The following is a 19,074-nucleotide window of genomic DNA, read 5'->3' on the forward strand; positions in this document are numbered from 1 at the left end:
CGTCATTCCTTGCCTTCCCGGCTGTTGGCTGTGAGGTCCTGGCCGGTGCCCTGGCCGGTGCCCTGGCCGAATTCCTGGTCGATGAAGGAGAAGATCTCGTCGACGCTCGCCGCCGCGAGCGCCTCGCGGACCCCGTCCGTTCCCTCCGTTCCCTCCGTTCCCTGCGCTCCCTCCGTGGTCCGGTGTCCGGCCGGGGTGAGGGTGGCGGCCCGCTCCTCGCAGCGGGTGAGCAGCAGGCGCAGCCGGTCGGAGGCGGCGGCCAGGTCGGCGGGTTCGGCGGACGCGGTGACGAGGCCGTCCAGCACCTCCAGCGCGTCGGTGAACGTGCCTTCGCCGGCCGCGGGGGCCAGGCTGTCGCGGAGGTGACGGGCGACGGCCAGCGGTGTGGGGTGGTTGAAGAGGAGTCCGGCGGGCATGCGCCGGCCGGCCGCCGTGGTGAGGCGGTTGCGGAGCTCGACGCCCATGAGGGAGTCGAAGCCGAGCTCCTTGAAGGTGCGCCCGGCCTCGACATGCCGACCGTCGCGGTGGCCCAGGACGGCGGCGGCGTGGCCGCGCACCTGTTCAAGGAGCAGGGCCTCCTGCTCCGGCGGGGACTTCCGGGTGAGCTGCCGGGCCAGGTCGGGGGCCTGTTCGGCGGTCGGGGACCGGTCGTCGGCCGTACGCCAGGCGGTGCCCGCCAGTTCGCGGTGGAGCGGCGACGCGGCGCCTTCGTGGGCGGCGTGCCGGATGTCGGGCAGGGACAGCGCGAGCGGCAGCAGCAGCGGGGCGACCGGGGCGCGCAGGGCGCTGTCGAGAAGGGCGAGGCCGTGTTCGGCGGTGAGCGGGAGGAGTCCGCCGCGCCGCATCCGCTCCAGGTCGGTGGCGGTGAGCTTGCTGGTCATCCCGCCGGTGGGCGCCCAGGGTCCCCAGGCGAGGGAGACGGCGGGCAGCCCCTGGACGCGGCGGTGGTGGGCCAGGGCGTCGAGGAAGGTGTTGGCGGCGGCGTAACCGCCTTGCCCGGCCGCGCCGGTGACACCGGAGACGGAGGAGAACAGTACGAACGCGGCGAGATTCTGGCCAATCGTCAGTTCGTGCAGGTGCCAGGCCGCGTCCGCCTTGGGCCGCAGCACCCGGTCGAGGTCGGCGGGGTCGATCGCCTCGACGACGGCGTCGTGGACGACTCCGGCGGTGTGGACGACGGCGGTCAGCGGATGCTCCGCCGGTACGGCGGCCAGGGCGGCGGCCAGCGCGTCACGGTCGGCGGTGTCGCAGGCGACGACGGTGAGCCGTACGTCGCCGGAGAGGCCGAGTTCGGCGGCGAGCGCGTCGGCGTCCCCGCCGCTGCGGCTGAGCAGCAACAGATGCCGCATGCCGTGCCGTTCGGCGAGGTGCCGGGTGACGAGGCGGCCGAGGCCGCCGGTGCCGCCGGTGATCAGGACGGTGCCGTCGGGGTCGAGGGCGACAGCGGGCTTCTGAGTGGCGGCGGGACGCGTCAGGCGCGGGGCGTGCAATCTGCCTGCGCGGACGGCGAGTTGGGGCTCGCCGGTGGCGTAGGCGGCGGGCAGCGCGGCGGCGGAGGCCGGGTCGTCGTCCAGGTCCACCAGGACGAAACGGCCGGGGTGTTCGGTCTGCGCGGACCTCAACAGGCCCCACACCGGCGCCTGTTCGGGGGCGCAGGGCCCGCCGTCGGGGGCGACCGCCCGCCGGGTGACGACGACCAACCGGGTGTCGGCACGGCGTTCGTCAGCGAGCCACGTCCGGGCGACGGCCAGTGCGCGGTGGGCCGCGCCTCGGGCGCCGTCCGCCCCGGTGGCACCCGGCTCGGCGCCGCAGCCGACGACCACGACGCCCGCGTCCGGCACACCCAGGTCCGGGTGGTGCACGGCACCGGGCAGGGCGTGCGGGGGCAGCGGCTCTCCGACGACCGCCCAGCGCGCGTCGGCCGTGGCATGCGGCGCCGCGACGGGCCGCCAGTGGAGGGTGTACGGCCGGTCGGCGCCGTACGGTCCACAGGCCGCGTCGGCATCGGCCAGGGGGCGCGGGGTGAGGGCGCCGACCGTGGCGACAGTACGGCCCTCGGGGTCGGTCAGGCGGATCCCGTCCGGGGTGATCAGCGCGCGCAGGGCGCCGGTCGGGCCCGTCGGCACGGTGACGTCCCGGTACTCGGCGCCGAGAGCAGGCGGCTTGTCGTCAGCTGTGTCGCCGACGGTTTCGTCAGCCGTGTCGTCGGCCGTGTCGTCGGCCGCGAGAAGCTGTTGGACGCTGTCCAGCAGGGCTGGGTGGAGGGTGAACCCCTCGTCCGGTACGGCGAGTTCGGCGCCGGTGACGTCGGCGTGCCGCCAGGCCGTGCGCAGGGCTCGGTAGGCGGGGCCGTACAGGGTGCCCGTGGCGGCGAGTCGGTCGTAGGGGCTGTCGGTGTCGAGCGGTTTGGCGTCCCGCGGTTCCCAAGACCCGTTCTGAGCCGGGGTTCTGGCCTCGGCGTCGGAGGCCAGGGTGCCCTCCGCGTGCTGGGTCCACGGAACGTCGCCGGGGGCCGGCCGAGTGTGGACGGTCAGCGTGCGCCGGCCGTCCGCCTCGGGGGCGCCCACCAGAACCTGGACGTCCAACGTGGTGTCCGCCGGGAGGTCGAGCGGTGCGGTGGGCCGCAGTTCGGCGACCCTGGTGGCGCCGGTCTCGCGGGCGGCGGTGAGGGCGAGATCGAGCAGGACGGCGTCCGGGACCAGGGCCCGGCCGCGCACGGTGCGGTCGGCGAGCCAGGCGTGGGTGGTGTGAGCGATCCGCCCGGTCAGCAGGGTCTGTCCGCCCGCGACCGTGGTGAGCGCGGTGAGCACCGGGTGGGTGAGCGCGGTCCCGCCGGTCGTCACCCCGGTCGCCGACGAGTGCGGGGCCAGCCAGTAACGGCGGCGCCGGAAGGCGTAGGTGGGCACGGTCGCGGGGTCGGCCGGGGGGTGCCCGGCGAAGACGGCGGCCCAGTCGGGGCTGTGCCCGGCGAGGTGCAGTCGGGCGAGCGCGCCGACTGCGGCGTCCGGCTCGGCGTGGTCACGGCGCAGCACCGGGATGGCAGCCGTCTCGCCCTCGAAGGCCTCCCGGACCATCGCCGTGAGGACACCGTCCGGGCCCAGCTCCACGAACCGGGTGACACCGAGCGCGCGCAGCCGCCGTACTCCGTCGTGGAACCGGACCGTGCCGCGCACGTGCCGCACCCAGGTGTCGGGGTCGCACAGCTCCTTTGGGGTCGCCTCCGCGCCAGTGAGGTCGCTGATCACGGAGAGCGTCGGTGGCCGGTAGTCGACGCCGGCGGCGACCTCCGCGAAGTCGGCCAGCATGGGCTCCATATGGGGCGAGTGGAAGGCGTGCGAGACCCGCAGCTCGCGGGTGCGCCGGCCGCGCTCCTTCCAGCGGGCGGCGAGGCCGCGTACGGCGTCGGCGTCGCCGGAGACCACCACGGAGCGGGGGCCGTTGACCGCGGCGAGCGTGAACTCACCGCCATGCCCGGCGAGTTCGGGCAGCAGCTCCTCCTCGGTGGCTTCCACGGCGGCCATGGCGCCGGTCCCGGGCAGGGCCTGCATGAGCCGTCCCCGGGCGGTGACCAGGGCGCAGGCGTCGGGCAGGGAGAGCACCCCGGCGACATGCGCGGCGGCCAGCTCGCCCACGGAGTGGCCCAGCAGGTGGTCGGGGACGATCCCCCAGTGCTCCAGCAGCCGGAAGAGAGCGACTTCGAGGGCGAACAGCGCCGGTTGGGCGTACCGCGTCTGGTCCAGCAGCCCGGACTCGTCGGCCAGCACCATCCGCAGGGGGTACGGCAGTCGCGGGTCGAGGTGTGCGGCGACCTCGTCGAGCGCGGCCCGGAACGCGGGCTGGGCGGCGTCCAACTCCAGTCCCATGCACGGACGTTGGCTTCCCTGTCCGGTGAACAGGAAGGCGGTGCGGCCCTCTTCGGCGATCGCGCGGGGTGCCGTCGGGGTCGAGTCGCCTTCGGCGAGGGCGGCCAGGTCGGCGTGGAGCCGCTCACGGTCGCCGGTGAGGACGGCCGCGCGGTACGGGAGGGCGGCGCGGGCGGTCGCCAGGGAGTGGCCGAGCGCGGTGAGGGGGGTGTCGTCCGTGAGGCGGGCGCGCAGGCGGGCGGCCTGGGCGCTGAGTGCCTCGGGGGTGGCGGCGGACAGGAGGAGGGGGACGGGGGCGGCGGTTTCGGGTGCGGCGGGGGGAAGTCGGGAGGCGGGGGCCTGTTCGAGGACGACGTGGGCGTTGGTGCCGCTGATGCCGAAGGAGGACACGCCCGCGCGGCGCGGGCGCCCGGTCTCCGGCCAGGCTCGGGGTGCGGTCAGCAGGTCGACCGCGCCGGAGGACCAGTCGACGTACGGGGACGGCTCGTCGGCGTGGAGGGTCTTCGGCAGCTCTCCGTGGTGCAGGGCGAGGACGGTCTTGATGACCCCCGCGACTCCGGCCGCCGCCTGGGCGTGTCCGATGTTGGACTTCAACGAGCCGAGATACAGCGGGCGTTCACGCCCTTGGCCGTACGTCGCGAGCAGCGCGTGCGCCTCGATGGGGTCGCCGAGCTTCGTACCGGTGCCGTGCGCCTCGACGGCGTCGACGTCCTGCGATCGGAGCCCCGCGTCCGCCAACGCGTCCTGGATCACCCGCTGTTGAGCCATCCCGTTGGGCGCTGTGAGCCCGTTGGAGGCACCGTCCTGGTTGATCGCGGAACCGCGTACGACGGCCAGCACGCGATGCCCGTTGCGCCGTGCGTCGGAGAGCCGCTCGACAAGGAGCACGCCCACGCCCTCCGACCAGCCGGTGCCGTCGGCCGAGGCGCCGAATGCCTTGCAGCGCCCGTCCGGTGAGAGTCCGCCCTGTCGGGAGAACTCGCGGAACAGTCCGGGGGCGGCCATCACGGTCACGCCCGCGACAAGGGCGCGGGTGGACTCGCCCCGGCGCACCGACTCGGCCGCCAGGTGCAGGGCGACCAGGGAGGACGAGCAGGCGGTGTCGACGGTGACGGACGGGCCCTCGCAGCCGAAGACGTAGGACAGGCGGCCCGACAGGACGCTCGCCGTGGTCCCGGTGAGCAGGTGTCCGCGCAGGTCGTCGGGGGCGTCGTACAGGCGGGGGCCGTACTCCTGGTTCATGGCGCCGACGTAGACGCCGGTGCGGGAGCCGCGCAGGGCGGTGGGGGCGATCCCGGCACGTTCCAGGGCCTCCCAGGCGGTCTCCAGGAGCAGCCGCTGCTGCGGGTCCATGGCGAGCGCCTCGCGCGGGGAGATGCCGAAGAGGTCGGCGTCGAAGTCGGCGGCGTCGGCGAGGAATCCGCCCCGGTGGCCCTCGGCGGACCAGCCCCGGTCCGCGGGCGGGGCGGTGACGGCGTCGAGGCCGTCACCGAGGGCCCGCCACAGCTGTTCGGGTCCATCGATGCCGCCGGGCAGCTGGCAGGCCATGCCGACGATCACGACGGGGTCCTCGGCGCCGGTGCGCACAACAGGCCTCGACCGGCGTGCCTCTGAGGATTCATCAGCGAGGTGACGGGCCAGCGCGGCCGGTGTCGGGTGGTCGAAGAGCAGGGTGGTCGGCAGGGTCCGGCCGGTGGCCGCGGTGAGCCTGCCGCGCAGTTCCAGCGCGAGGTGGGAGTCGAACCCGAGGTCCTTGAAGGTGAGTTCGGGTACGACGTCGGCGGTGCCGGGGTGACCGAGGACGGCGGCGGCCTCGGCGCGGACGAGGTCCAGGGTGTCGACCGGGGTCTTCGGGCGGACGACGGGCTCGGGCGCGGCGGCGCTCGTCGTCGGCGGCTCTTCGGCGGCCCCGGTCGGCGCGAGCCAGTGGCGGCGGCGCTGGAAGGGGTAGGTGGGCAACTCGACGTGCGCGTAGGGGCCGTGAAGGGTCCGGGTCCAGTCGACCGGGGTGCCGTGGACGTACGCCTGGGCGAGGGAGGCGGCCATGCGGTCGGGGCCGCCGTGGTCGCGGCGGAGGGTGGGCACGACGACGGGCCGGGCGCCCGCGGCCTCGGCGGTCGCGGCGATGGCGGGGGCGAGCACCGGGTGGGGGCTGATCTCGATGAAGGTGGTGTGCCCGGCCTCGGTGAGGGCGGTGACGGCGGGCGCGAAGGAGACGGGTTCACGCAGGTTGCGGTACCAGTAGTCGCCGTCCGGAACCGGGTCGACGGCACCGGGGGCGACCGTCGAGTGGAAGGAGATCGCGAAGGGGCGCGGGGTGACGTCGGCGAGGGCGGTGCGCAGGGGGTCGCGGATGGCCTCGACGTGGGAGGAGTGGGAGGCGTAGTCGACGGCGACGCGGCGGGCGCGGACCTCGTCGGCGGCGCAGGAGGCGAGGAGCGCGTCGAGGCCGTCGGTGGAGCCCGCGACGATCACCGAGTCGGGGCCGTTGACGGCGGCGACCTGGATGGCGCCGCCGAGCGCGTCGATCCGGGCGGCGACCGCCTCGGCGGGCTCGGTCACTGCGACCATGCCGCCGTGCCCGGACAGTTGGCGGCCGATGAGTTCGGCGCGGCGTACGGCGACCTTGGCGCCGTCCTCCAGGGAGAGTGCCCCGGCGACGCAGGCGGCGGCGACCTCGCCCTGGGAGTGTCCGACGACGGCGGCGGGCTCGACGCCGTACGCCCGCCAGACCTCCGCCAGCGAGACCATGACGGCCCACAGCACGGGCTGGAGCACGTCGACGCGGTCTAGGTCGGGGGCGCCGGGGGTCTGGCGGACGACGTCGGTCGGGTTCCAGTCGACGCAGGCGGTGAGAGCGCGGGCGCAGCGGTCCCAGGCGGCGGCGAAGGCGGGCTCGGTGTCGAGGAGTCCGGCGGCCATGCCGGGCCATTGGGAGCCCTGGCCGGGGAAGACGAAGACCGGTCCGGGGCCGGACTCGCCGGGGGCCGCGGTGGTGACGACAGCGGGCGAGGGACGGCCCTGGGCGAGCGCGGCGAGGGCCTCGCGGCGTCCTTCGGCGTCGGGGGCGAGGACCACCGCACGGTGGGTGAAGGCGGTGCGGGTGGTGAGCAACGCGTGGGCGACGGCGGCGGGTTCGGCGTCGGGGTCGGCGTCGAGCAGCTGCCGGGCCTGGTCGGCGAGGGCCTCGGGGGTGCGGCCGGACAGGACCCAGGGCGCGGTGGCGGGCCCGGCCGGGGCGTCCTGCGCCCGCTGTTCCCAAGAGGCGAGCACCACATGGCAGTTGGTGCCGCCGAGGCCGAAGGAGCTGACGCCGGCCAGCCGGGTGCCGTCCTCGGCTGGCCAGGGTTCGGTGGTGCGCTGGACGGTGAGGCCGAGGTCAGCCAGCGGGATGTCCGGGTGCGGGGTGTCGTGGTGGAGGGTGGGGGCGTACCGGCCGTCGCGCAGGCACAGCAGGGTCTTGATGAGGCCGGCGATGCCCGCCGCGCCTTCCAGGTGGCCGATGTTGGTCTTGACCGAGCCGACGCGCAGCGGCCGGTCCGCGGGGCGTCCGGCGCCCAGGGCGGCGCCGAGCGCGGCGGCCTCGACCGGGTCGCCGGTGGGGGTGCCGGTGCCGTGGAGTTCGACGTACTGGATGTCATGGGGGGCGACGCCCGCGCGCCGGCACGCGGCTTGGATCACCTCACGCTGGGCGGCGGCGTCGGGGGCGGTGAGGGCGGTGCCGCCGCCGTCGTTGTTGACGGCGCTGCCGCGGATGACGCCGTGCACCCGGTCGCCGTCGGCGAGGGCGCTCTCCAGCGGCTTGAGGACGACGAGACCACCGCCCTCGCCGCGGACGTAGCCGTTGGCGCGGGCGTCGAAGGTACGGCAGTGGCCGTCCGGGGAGAGTGCGCCCAGACGGTGCACGGCGAGGGTGCTGTCGGGTGCCAGCACGAGGTTGACGCCGCCGACCAGAGCGAGTTCGCACTCTCCGCGGCGCAGGCTCTCGGTGGCGAGGTGGACGGCGACCAGGGAGGAGGACTGGCCGGAGTCGACGGTCAGGCTGGGGCCGGTGAGGCCGAGGGAGTAGGAGAGACGGTTGGCGAGCAGGGAGCGCTGCCGGCCGGTGAAGGTGTGCGCGGTGACGGCGTCGGGTCCCTGACGCTGGGTGAGGCGGGCCCAGTCGTCGGCGAGGGCACCCACGAAGACACCGGCGGCGGTGCCGGCGAGTGCGGCGGGCAGGGTGCCGGCGTGTTCGAGGGCCTCCCAGCCGAGTTCGAGCAGCAGGCGCTGCTGGGGGTCGAGGGCGGCCGCCTCGCGGGGCGAGATGCCGAAGAAGGGCGCGTCGAAGATGTCGACGTGGTCGAGGAAGCCGCCGCGCGTGGGGATGCCGGGGTCGTCGGGCAGGATGTCGCGGCGGTCGGCGGGTACGTCGGTGACGGCGTCGCCACCGCGGGCGAGCAGTGCGGCGAATTCCTGCGGGGTGCCGGCGCCCGGCAGTCGGCAGGCGATGCCGACGACGGCGATCGCCTGGGTCTCCTCGAACGCTCCCGGCATCCGGGGGCCTCCCTGGGACGGGGCCCGGCGGTGGTCCCGGGTCCGGTGGGCTGTGGGGCGGGTGGGCCGGCGCCGGCGGGTCAGCGGCGGAATCGCACGATGTCCCCGGGGACGAGGTCCTCGCCGATGTAGACGTAGCCCTTCTTGAGGACGGAGCCGTCCTCGTCGATCTCGTAGTCGTCGACGAAGCGGTGGCGCCCGCCGAAGACGGAGCTGTCGCCGGTGATCCGGAAGTGGCCGTCCTCCCAGCCGGGGCTGGTGAAGGTGCCGTGGTGGCCCCAGTCGTCGTAGTAGAAGGAGACGAAGTGGCCCTCGATGTCACTCCAGCCGATCAGCCAGACGGCGGTGATGCCGGGGACGGGGATGTACTGGGTGATCTCGTGGAACCGGCCGTCGGCCAGGGCCTTGCCGGAGGAGGTGGCCCGACCGGTGGTGACCTGCTCGGTGGTCAGGTTCGTGTATTCCAGCCGGAATTCACCGAGGAGGAAATCGAGCTGCTTCATTTCCTCTGCTATTTCGTTCCGCTCCGGAAAGACGACATCTCCGCCGGCGGCGGGAACGGATTCCGGCGCGGTGTGGTCCATGGACTGAACAGACTGGTCGCTCATGAGTGAACTCCGAGGAAGTAAAGGGCAGCTGGAAAAAAGGGGCCGCTCCCGCCGTCCGGGACACGATCCACAAGCTATCGAACCGAGCGGTTGTCCAGGCAAGCCCGGACCGGCCGGTTAGGGGTGCCCGGGGTGCTTTTCCGGGGCCCCTTTAGGGGTGTCCGGTCCGGTCGGCACGTGGTTAATCTGGCCGCCGACGGGACGGGCTCACCGTCCGGTTCCCCTCCGAGGAGCAAGACGATGACCATCGAACAGCAGGATTCCGCCGGGCAATCCCAGGACGACTTTCCCTCGCTGCTTGCCTGGCTTTCTCAAAACCGCGCCGAACAACCAGTGCTCGCCGACGACGTGTTTCCCGGGCTCTGGCATCTGTTCCGCTATGCCGATGTGGAACGGGTGCTGTCCGACCCGGCGACATACTCCAGTGACATGTCGGCGATCATTCCGACGCATCCGGACACGGCCTGGATGGCGAAGGGGAATGTCGTCGGCATCGACCCGCCGATGCACCGCAGGCTCAAATCCCTGGTCAGCAAGGCGTTCACGCCGAAGCTGGTGGCCGGTCTCGAGCCGCGTATCACGGAGTTGACGACGGAGCTGCTCGACCAGGTGGCCGGGCGGGACGGCTTCGACCTGGTGGAGGCCGTCACGCATCCGCTGCCGGTGTTCGTGATCGCGGAGCTGCTGGGCATCCCGGTGGCGGACCGGTCGCTGTTCGAGAAGTGGGCGCTGAACTTCATCGCGGCCAACGGCGGCGCCGAGAGCGCGCTGCCGAGCGAGGAGAACGTGCTGGCGTTCGTGGAGACGGCCCGGGAGATGCGGGCGTACATGCTGGAGCATGTCCAGGACCGGCGCAGCACACCCCGCGACGATCTGATCGGTCAGCTGGTGAGCGCCCGCACCGAGGACGGGCAGCTCGACGACGACGAGATCATCGGCTTCGCCGGCACGCTGCTGATGGCGGGTCACATCACCACGACCGCCGTGCTCGGCAGCACGGTCCTGTGCCTGGACGAGAACCCGGCCGCGTTCGCCGAGGTGCGCCAGGACCGTTCGCTGATCCCGGCGGCGGTCGAGGAGGCGGTGCGACTGCGGCCGGCGTTCTCCCGGCTGGTGCGGATGACGACGGCCGAGTCGGAGTTCGCGGGGCGGACGATACCGGCCGGGCAGGTCCTCACCATGTGGACGGTGTCGGCCAACCGCGACCCGGAGCGCTTCGACTCCCCCGACACCTTCGACCTCCACCGCGACAAGTCCCGCCACCTGGGCTTCGGCCAGGGCCTCCACTTCTGCATGGGCGCCCCGCTGGCCCGCCTGGAGGGCCGCGTCGTCCTCAACCTCCTCCTGGACCGCTTCCCGAAACTGGCCGTCGCCCAGACCCCGGACGCGGTGGCGTACCACCACCCGAAGAACGTCGTGGGCCCCCGCCGCCTCCTCGTCACGACCACCTGACACGCGTTCCTCGTACGTACCTGGCGCCAAGCCCGCTTCCTCCGCGGGCCGGCGCCTTCGCGCGCTGTCTGCTTCCCGCACGCCCCCTCCCCGCATGACGACGCCCGCCGAAGCGCATCGGCGGGCGTCGGTGTCGGGGTCGGCTACCAGGCGGCGGGCATGCGGCCGATCTCCGGGTGCCAGGAGGGGTGCGGGTAGATGTCCTGGGAGGACTCGGTGAGGCGGAGGCCGGGGAGGCGGGTCAGGAGGGTGGCGTAGGCGACCTGGAGGCCGACCTTGGTGAGGTTGGCGCCGAGGCAGTGGTGGACTCCGGAGCCGAAGGCCAGGTGGCTGCGGCCCTCGCGCGTGAGGTCGAGGCGGTCGGGATCGGGGTATTCGGCGGGGTCACGGTTGGCGGCGGCACCGGCGACGACGACGCCCTCTCCCGCGCGGATCAGGCGCCCGCCGATCTCGACGTCCTCCAGTGCGACCCGCGGCATCAGGTCCAGCGGGCTCACCAGCCGGGTCAGCTCCTCCACGGCGGCGGGCAGAAGTCGCGGAGCGTCCCGTACGGCAGCGAGTTCGGCGGGCTGTTCCAGCAGCCTCAGCAACCCGATGGTGATCATCGCCTTCACGGGTGACTGCCCGGCGACGAAGATGACGAAGCAGAGTTTGACCAGCTCGTCCTTACTGAGTTTGCCGGTCTTCACATACTTCTCGACGACCCGGCTGACGGGATCGTCACCGGGCTGCGCCAGCTTGTCGTCGACGAACTTCTGAAAGTACTGCTGGAGCGCGACGATCTGATGGGCGATCTCCTGCCCGACGTCGCCGGTGTCGGTGGCCGAGCCGGAGGCCTTCTCCCGGACCTCGCGGCTGCTGACGAGCCATGCCTGGAGGTCGGCGTAGTCCATGCCGAGCGCCCAGCAGGTGATGGTGCCCGCGAACGGCTCGGCGAAGTCGGCCACCAGATCGGCGGTGTTCCCGCCGGCGGTCATGGCGTCGAGGAGTTCATCGGCGTGCTTCTGCATCGCCGGCCGCAGGTCCTCCGCCCGGCGCAGGGTGAACTCGCTGACGATCGCCCTGCGCTGCGCGGTGTGCAGCGGCGGGTCCAGGGTGTTCAGCAGCGGGAAGGCACGGAACCCTTCGAGGACTTCTGCGTAGATGGGGTATCCGGCGTGGGTGATGTCGGAGCTGAACCGGCTGTCGTGCAGGACGGCGCGGGCCTGCTCGTACTCGGTGATCACCCAGACACGTCCGCCGTGGTAGAGGCGGGCCGCCGCGGGGCCGTCGGCGGCCCGCAGGTCGTCGTACTCCTCGGGCGGCCGATAGGGGCACTTCCTCAGCCGGGGAAAGGACTCGTCCACGGTGGTCTCGGCAGGGGGCATAGGGGTTCCTTCAGGTGCGGAGAAACGAGGAGAGGCGGCGTCAGGCCGCCCAGCGCAGCAGACAGAGCCCGGCCGCCATGCCCGCTCCGAACCCGGCGAGCAGCAGCAGTTCGCCGTCGGCGATCAGGCCGTCGCGGGCCGCCTCGTCGAGGGCGACGGGCACCGAGGCGGCGCCCATGTTGCCGTACTTGACCAGCGGGGTGTGGGTACGGGCGCCGGTCAGGCCGCAGCGTTCGACGAGTTCCCCGAGGAGGACTCCGTTGGCCTGGTGGGGGACGAAGTGGTCGACCTGGGAGATCGTGGTGCCGGTGCGCTCCAGCAGCGGGGCGATCATGGGCGGCACATTGGTCATGACGAAGTCGGCGACGCCCCGGCCGGCCATGCGCAGGGAGTGGCCGCCGCCGTCGACGGTGTCGTGGGAGGCGGGGACCCGGCTGCCGCCGCCCTCGATCCAGATCAGCTCGTGGGCGTCGCCGCGCCCGGCGAGTTCGGTGCCGAGGATGCCGTAGGGCTCGGGGACCTCGCCGATGACGGCGGCTCCGGCGGCGTCGCCGAGGAGGACGGCGGTGCCGCGGTCGTCGTAGTCGAGGAAGCGGGAGTAGAGGTCGGCGCCGATGACCAGGGCGAGGGTGCCGGGGCGCTGGGCGACGAGGGCGCGGGCGATGTCGAGGGCGTAGACGAAGCCGGCGCAGGCGATGTTGATGTCGAAGCAGACCGCGCGGGTCGCGCCGAGGGAGTTCTGCACCAGGGAGGAGGTCGGGGGCAGCGGGGCGTCGCCGGTGGAGGTGGCCACGATCAGGTGGTCGACGCGGTCGGCGCTGACGCCCGCTCGCTCCAGGGCGGCGGTGGCGGCGTTGCGGGCGAGGTCGGAGGTGGCCTCGTGGGGGGCGGCGTAGCGGCGGCCGCGGATGAGGGTGCGGCGGCCGATCCACTCGGCGGTGATGTTCGGGACGCGGCGCGCGATCTCCTCGTTGGTGATCTCCTCCTTGGGCAGGTAGGAGCCGGTGCCGAGGATGCCGATGGCGGTCATGCGGTCACCGCCAGGGCGCCGGGCCCGGGGGTGGCGAAGGGGCGCAGCGGGTTGAGCCGCTCCTCGCCGATGCGGGCGCGCAGTTCGGGGTCGGTGACGCCGAGTCCGGGTTCGGGGGCCAGGCAGAGTACGCCGACCTTGCCGATGTGCTCGTTGAGCTGGACGAGCCGGGTGGCCTCGCCGACCTCGTCGAGGGGATAGAGGGTGGAGAGGGCGGGCATGACGCGGCCCTGGCCGAACAGGCGGGCGCACTCCCACTGTTCGTGGAGGTTGGCGACGTGGCTGCCGAGGATGCGTTTGAGTTTCATCCACAGGTACCGGTTGTCGTAGCGGTGCCGGTAACCGGTGCTGGAGCCGCAGGTGATGACGGTGCCGCCGCGCCGGACGGCGAGGACGGACATGCCGAAGGTGGCCTGGCCGACGTGGTCGACGACGATGTGCGGGTCCTCGCCTGTGGCGTCGCGGATGGCGCGGCCGAGCCTCTTGCCGTCGGTGATGGCCTGGGCGACCTCGTCGTCGCTGTCGCCGTCCCACTCGCCGAGTCCGAGTTCGCTGCGGTCGATGACGACGTCGCAGCCGAGGGCCCGCAGGGCCTCGGCCTTGCGGGCGGAGCCGACGACACCGACCGGTGTGCCGCCGCCGTTCTTGACGAACTGCACGGCGTAGGCGCCGGTACCGCCGGTGGCACCCCAGATGAGGACGATGTCGCCCTGCTTCATCCGGGCGCCCCGGTCGGAGACGAGCATCCGGTAGGAGGTGCCGGCGCAGGCGGGCACGGAGGCGGCTTCTTCCCACGTCAGATGGGCGGGCTTGGGGATGAGCTGGCTCGCGCGGGCGAGGCAGTAGTGGGCGATGCCGCCGTAGTTGGTCTCGTAGCCCCAGGCGAGCTGGTGCTCGCCGAGCATGCCGTCGCTCTGGGTGATGGCTTCCTGTTCATCGATGACGGCCGCGTTGACGAGGACGTGGTCGCCGGTCTTCCAGTGGCGTACGGCGGAGCCGGTGCGGACGACGACACCGGCCGCGTCGGAGCCGAGCACGTGGAAGGGCTGGTCGTGGCGTTCGGCCCAGCCGCCCTGTCTGCCGTACGAGCCGAGGAAGCGGAAGGTGGACAGGGGTTCGAAGGTGGCGGACCACACGGTGTTGTAGTTGATCGAGCTGGCCATGACGGCGACGAGAACCTCGTCGGGCGCGAGCTCGGGCATGGGGACGGGGCCGACCCGGAGGGTCTTGCGTACGTCCTTGTCCGCCACACCCTGGAAGACATCCACGTCCTCGACGCGCAGATGCGCTGCCGTGAACTCCTCCGGCAGAGCCGCGCGTTCGAGGTCCTGCGGGCTCGCACCCGCGAGGACCGCATCGGTGACAGAGGCCATGAATCCCTTCCTTCGGACAGGGGTTGATCGGTCACGGCTTTGGTTGATGCCCGTCCGCGGATTTCACTGTGCGATGGCCGTGCGGTTTTCCCCGCGATATACGACGACTTCTTCGCCGTCGATGTCGGCGAACTCACCGCCGTGCACGAGGTGTTCGCACACGCCGTGCACGAGGCGTTCACACCCCGCTCCCCTTTGCATCAATGCTCCTGTCCCCAAGGCGGAATCTAGGACAGGGAAATCCGCGAATTCATTTCCGAGGGAGACATATTTCCTACCGATGAGGTTTGCAGGGCCACCCGCGCCGGACAACCCCTATTCACGGGAGTGCCTCCAACAGGGGTGCCCTGCCCTCGACCCCAGACATGACGCGTACCGACTGCGCGAGTTCCCGCCGAACTCACGCCGCCGGTCGGATGCGGATGATGGCGGCCCCGTCAGCGACGCCGACAGTCTGCAGGCTCATTTTGTTGATGACTGCCTTGTCGCCCGGGTGACAGGTCCAAGACGCGTAGGCGGAGGAGTTCGCCGCCGGGCCGGTGAAACTGGACTCGCACCCACCGTCGCTGGAGAACTCCGGCTGGAGCAGCGGGGCGGCCATCGTGACCGTCTTGGCGTTGATCCCGGTCACCGCCAACGGGCCGAGGCCGAATCGGGCCGGCAGCGGCACCGTGGCCGAGACGGTCACTCGGATCTCGCAGGTGCCGTCCGCGCACGCCCGGGAATTGTCACCATCCGCCGGTGGCGCCGGTGGAGGTGTGGGTGACGCGGTGGGGCTCGTGGGAGTGCTGGAGACCGAGGGAGTGGCGGGGGCCTTGGGCGGGGCCGAAGTCGGCGTGGCGGTGCGGTCGGTGGCCGGCTCGATCGATGAGCACGACGCGACGGCCGCCGTCACGGCCACGGAGAGGAGGACGCGGGTGAGCAGGATGCGGGTGAGCAGGCGGGGACGGGTAACTGACGGCGCGTGGGTCATGCGGGTATTCAACGGGGAGTGTGCAGGGACCGGTCCCGGCTCCGGATGACCCGGCGGGTTCCCGGGCCGTTGGCGGCAGTGGATCGGTCCTGGTTACCGTGTATGAACGGGGAGTTGAGGCTTACTCGATCTCCCGGAAAGAGGGACCGCCCTGCGCGAGGAAGACCTTTTCGTTCACCCAGCGAGGCGCATCACCGCCGGTATCGAGATACTGGCATTCGTACCCGGTGTCATCGTCGACCGTGACGGTCTTGAGGGACGGGATCCGGTCGCAGCGCATTTCCTTCGCGCTCTTGTGACGCAGCTCCCAGTACCGGCCGTAGACCGTTTTGGCGAGCAGCACGCCCGAGTCAGGAGGATAGATCTGGTAGTGGATGAGCTGGACGGGCCCTCCGCCGGCAACGTCTTCGACCCAGACGTCCCACGGCAGTTTCACACCCCGGTAGGTGACCGTGCACACCGTCTTCTGCCCGGTCTTCACCATGACCTGGCCGCCCTCGCATCCAGCGCTGACCTTGGCGCGGATTCCCGCCATGAGGAGAGTCTTCTCCTGCACCTCACCCAGCACCCTCTCGGTGAACGGCGCATCGGAGCCCGGCTTCGGCGGCAGGCCCATCTCCGAACGGCTGGTGTCGGTGTCCATGAGCTCCGGTTCGGCCGCGCCGACTTCGACCGGCAGCCTTTCGGCCGTCGCGGTGGTGCCGGGAGCGGGGCCGTTGTCCTCGTCGGCTTCCGGCCAGAACGCCCTCCCAATTCCCAGTACCGCCAGGCACGCGACGACCACCACGAATGCCCGCTCGAAGCGGTTGAGACCATCGAAGTAGCGCGGAATCACCGGCCCAGCCTATGAGTCCGGCCGGGGACCGGTCCCAGCGGCGTTCGGGGACACTCAGTTGTCACGCGACTCGAAGATCTGGTGGATCGCCGCCAGCGGGTACGCAGTCTCTCGACTCCCGTTCTGCAGCTTCAAGTAGAAGTCCGTCACGACTGCGGCGAGCGGTGCGTGACGGGCAAGGGCGCTCGTAGCCTCCGGCGGACCCACAGAAGGCCCCACCCCTTCGGCGCATGCGCGAATGGCCGCCATCCGTTCCGTCCGCTCGTACCCGTACAGGTCCGTGATCAGCCAGTTCACCAAGTAGCTGAGCGTGTACGCGCGATCGTACGTTCGATGCCTCTCGTAGAAGTCGACCTCAGCGGGGGTCAAGTCGAAGCTGGACGACAGAGACAGGCCGTAGTCGGCGAAGTAGAGGCGGCGGCCGTCAGTCAGGATGTTCTGGAAGTGGGCGTCGAAGTGCAGAAGGCCGCGGGCGTTCATGAACGAGGTGCCCGCCTCCAGTTCCTTCTCCACCAGGGCACAGGCCCGGCCGACCGCCTCGTCACCGGTCCGTACCTGTTCGGTGAGCCACTCGTGCAGGGTCTGCGGGATGTACTCCAGGAACAGGACGAGGCTTGCCGGGGACTTACCGATGGCCTCGATACGACGACGTACCTCCGGCGCGCCTCCCCACTTGGCTACGACCCGATCCACGTCTGCCAGCTCCTCCGGAAGAGCCGGTGCCGGGTCCGGCAGAACCCGCGAGTGATACGTCAGCGGAAACCCCTGGTACTGCCCTGAGAGCACCCAGTTGGTGGTCATGGTGTGGACGGCGGCCTCCCGCCACGCCCCGAAACCGGGCCCGTCGACTCCGTATTGACAGAAGACAGGCAGTCCGAACACGTTGGCCGTGGACCGGACGTGTTCAGGTCGAAGCTCCACCTCAGTCACCGGGACCCGCTTCACGAAGACCGGCGTACCTCCGACCTCCAGCAGCGCCGACCTCCCACCGATACCGGAACCGAGCGGTGCGGCAGAGTCCACGAGCTCGCCCAATTCTCGATCACTGCGCAGGGCCAGGGATGTGGAAACGGCGCTGTAGGCAGCCAACCGCTCGTCGGGCAGCATCCCAGCACCGTCGGTCATGGCCTGCATCCGGATGTCTACCTCGCTTCTCGTGGCCGACCACTCGCGCGTCCCGGCGTCCTCAAGTCAACAGCCGCTGCCGAAGGGCAGCTTGACCGCACCGTACGCGAACGTCGACGCCAAGAAACGACCCGGCCTCGCAGCATCGACACCGCACAACCGAACAGTGCGATCGCGCATGATTGAACACTCACCGGCATCGCCTTCGTACTGATGGTCAAGGTGCAAGCCACGTGTCAGTGAAGGATCAGCATGGCAGAAGCGCAGACCTCCACAACCGAGTTGATCGCCGGGAGATATCGACCGCTCCAGATCGTGCACCGAGAGGAATTCCGGGTCGGCTGGCACGGTCAGGACATGGCATCCGGCCGATTGGTGTTCCTGGCGGAAGCCCGGCTTCCCGCGATCCTCCGTGAGGAGACGTCGGGGCAGACCACGGCCCGGGTACTGCGGGAGACCGCGAACTTGGAAGCCTCCGCGCCTGGCCGGGTGGCCACCGTCCTTGACGTCACCGAGCAGGACGGTCGGCTGTGGACCGTCATGGAACCGATCGATGGCCAGTCCCTGAGTGAACTCCTCGACCTCAGCGGACCGTTCAACCAGCCCCGGGTGGTCCGTATCGGCCTGGAGATCCTCGATGTGCTCGCGGCCGCGCACCGGTTGGGTGTTATACACGGCGACCTCGGTCCCGACCAGGTCTTCGTCAAGACGGATGGCAGCGTGGTGGTCACGGGGTTCGGGCTGAGCGGAGCGGACAGGTCCTTGAGGGCGAACGCACCCTCGTACGCCTCTCCGGAACAGATCCGCGGTGAGGCGATCGATCCCTCGACGGATCTGTGGGCCCTGGGAGCGCTCCTGCACACCATGGTCGAGGGTCGTCCGCCCGCTTCGAACCCGGGTTACGTCGAAGGCGTTTCGTTCTCCCCGGAAGGCATCGTGGGAGACCGGACACGGGGAGAAGCGGACAGATCCTGGACGGGCGAGCTGTCCACCGGTCGACTGCGCCAGACCATTCACGGCCTGCTCCGCGAAGACCCGAGGGAACGGCTCACCGAACCGGTACTGCGCAGGGCGCTGGCCCGGATGGTCAGCGAGGACTCGGCCGAACCGCCGCACGTGTTCGGGCTGCGCGGCATTTACGGGACCGTGCCGGGGGCGGAACGGATGTGGCGCAGGAAGCGGCCCATCATCCTCGCGATTGCCTGTTCGGTACTGGCCGTCGTAGCCGTCCCGGTCGTACTCACCGTGAACAGCGGATCGGCCTCGGACGCGTCCGACGCAGCCGGCCCGGCAGCCACCGCGTCCGGCTCCGCTGCCGCGCCGGTTCCTGCGCCTCCCACCCAGGTTCGCCCCTCCGCGGACCCGACCGGCGGCGCTTCGTCCGGAACCTCGGACCCCGCCGTGCCCGCCGTCCCCTCCTCCAGCGTCTCCGCAGAAGCGACGGCGCCGCCCGCCACCAAGCGTTACGTCGCGCCGGAAGGGTTCTCGGTCGAACTGCCCTCGGGATGGCGGCGCCTCAAGGACACCGGGCGGCCGGACAACGCGTTCAGCGTCACGTTCGGTGCCTCGGGCGACCCACGCACACTGAGGATCACCTTCGGCAGCGTCGCCTCATCCGACCCCGTCACCGTCTGGCGCATCGCCGAACCCCAACTGCGGCGCCTCAACCCCGGCTTCGACCGCATCGGCGACATCCAGCGAGTGGACCAACCCGGTGGGCGGGCAGCCGACCTGGAATGGTTCGCCAAGGGTGACACCGCCCGCACGCGTACGCTGGCCCGCGCCCTCCTCGTCGACACCAACCTCGGCTACTCGATCAGGTGGACAACCCCGGCCGCCGACTGGAACGCTCCCGCCAACCAACAAACCCTCGACACCATTCTGAACTCCTTTCGCGCTACGCGATGAACGG

11 protein-coding genes are annotated in these 19,074 nt (G+C 71.6%); 2 read left to right on the top strand and 9 right to left on the bottom strand.

Features of this window, described 5'->3' with window-relative positions; translation table 11 throughout:
* Positions 1-2: 2 nt before the first annotated feature.
* Together OHA11_RS00675 and OHA11_RS00680 are read right to left on the bottom strand one after the other, a co-directional pair.
* Positions 3-8,399, bottom strand: coding sequence for a type I polyketide synthase (locus OHA11_RS00675; protein ID WP_266490878.1), 8,397 nt, complete (start codon positions 8,397-8,399; stop codon positions 3-5).
* 80 nt (positions 8,400-8,479) lie between these two features.
* The gene (locus OHA11_RS00680; protein ID WP_266490880.1) at positions 8,480-8,902 is read right to left on the bottom strand and encodes an NlmOI; all 423 of its coding nucleotides are present in this window, start codon (positions 8,900-8,902) and stop codon (positions 8,480-8,482) included.
* Positions 8,903-9,247: 345 nt separating this feature from the next.
* Here OHA11_RS00680 and OHA11_RS00685 point away from each other — a divergent pair, with 345 nt between their 5' ends.
* Positions 9,248-10,459 (top strand): cytochrome P450, encoded by a 1,212-nt coding sequence (locus OHA11_RS00685; RefSeq protein ID WP_266490883.1) that lies wholly within the window; start codon positions 9,248-9,250, stop codon positions 10,457-10,459.
* A 143-nt stretch (positions 10,460-10,602) separates the two neighbouring features.
* On the opposite strand, the gene OHA11_RS00690 is transcribed toward OHA11_RS00685, so the two are convergent.
* From OHA11_RS00690 to OHA11_RS00720, 7 genes are all read right to left on the bottom strand, one after another.
* The gene (locus OHA11_RS00690; RefSeq protein ID WP_266490885.1) at positions 10,603-11,826 is read right to left on the bottom strand and encodes a cytochrome P450; all 1,224 of its coding nucleotides are present in this window, start codon (positions 11,824-11,826) and stop codon (positions 10,603-10,605) included.
* Between the two features lie 40 nt (positions 11,827-11,866).
* Positions 11,867-12,856: a 3-oxoacyl-ACP synthase III family protein gene (locus OHA11_RS00695; RefSeq protein WP_266490888.1), complete on the bottom strand. Its 990-nt coding sequence runs from the start codon at positions 12,854-12,856 to the stop codon at positions 11,867-11,869.
* A complete protein-coding gene (gene ccrA / locus OHA11_RS00700) occupies positions 12,853-14,229 on the bottom strand; it encodes a crotonyl-CoA carboxylase/reductase (RefSeq protein WP_266490890.1) in 1,377 nt (458 codons plus the stop codon). Before ccrA ends, OHA11_RS00695 begins: the two co-directional genes overlap by 4 nt.
* Positions 14,230-14,292: 63 nt before the next feature.
* The gene (locus OHA11_RS00705; RefSeq protein WP_266490893.1) at positions 14,293-14,430 is read right to left on the bottom strand and encodes a hypothetical protein; all 138 of its coding nucleotides are present in this window, start codon (positions 14,428-14,430) and stop codon (positions 14,293-14,295) included.
* A 199-nt stretch (positions 14,431-14,629) separates the two neighbouring features.
* The gene (locus tag OHA11_RS00710; protein ID WP_266490895.1) at positions 14,630-15,202 is read right to left on the bottom strand and encodes a hypothetical protein; all 573 of its coding nucleotides are present in this window, start codon (positions 15,200-15,202) and stop codon (positions 14,630-14,632) included.
* A 121-nt stretch (positions 15,203-15,323) separates the two neighbouring features.
* The gene (locus OHA11_RS00715; protein WP_266490900.1) at positions 15,324-16,037 is read right to left on the bottom strand and encodes a hypothetical protein; all 714 of its coding nucleotides are present in this window, start codon (positions 16,035-16,037) and stop codon (positions 15,324-15,326) included.
* Positions 16,038-16,091: 54 nt separating this feature from the next.
* On the bottom strand, positions 16,092-17,162 hold the full coding sequence (locus tag OHA11_RS00720) for a protein kinase family protein (protein ID WP_266490902.1): 1,071 nt from the start codon (positions 17,160-17,162) through the stop codon (positions 16,092-16,094).
* A gap of 252 nt (positions 17,163-17,414) precedes the next feature.
* Here OHA11_RS00720 and OHA11_RS00725 point away from each other — a divergent pair, with 252 nt between their 5' ends.
* The gene (locus tag OHA11_RS00725) at positions 17,415-19,070 is read left to right on the top strand and encodes a serine/threonine-protein kinase (RefSeq protein WP_266490905.1); all 1,656 of its coding nucleotides are present in this window, start codon (positions 17,415-17,417) and stop codon (positions 19,068-19,070) included.
* Positions 19,071-19,074 lie beyond the last annotated feature (4 nt).

Source organism: Streptomyces sp. NBC_00878, assembly GCF_026341515.1.
Classification (GTDB): Bacteria; Actinomycetota; Actinomycetes; order Streptomycetales; family Streptomycetaceae; genus Streptomyces.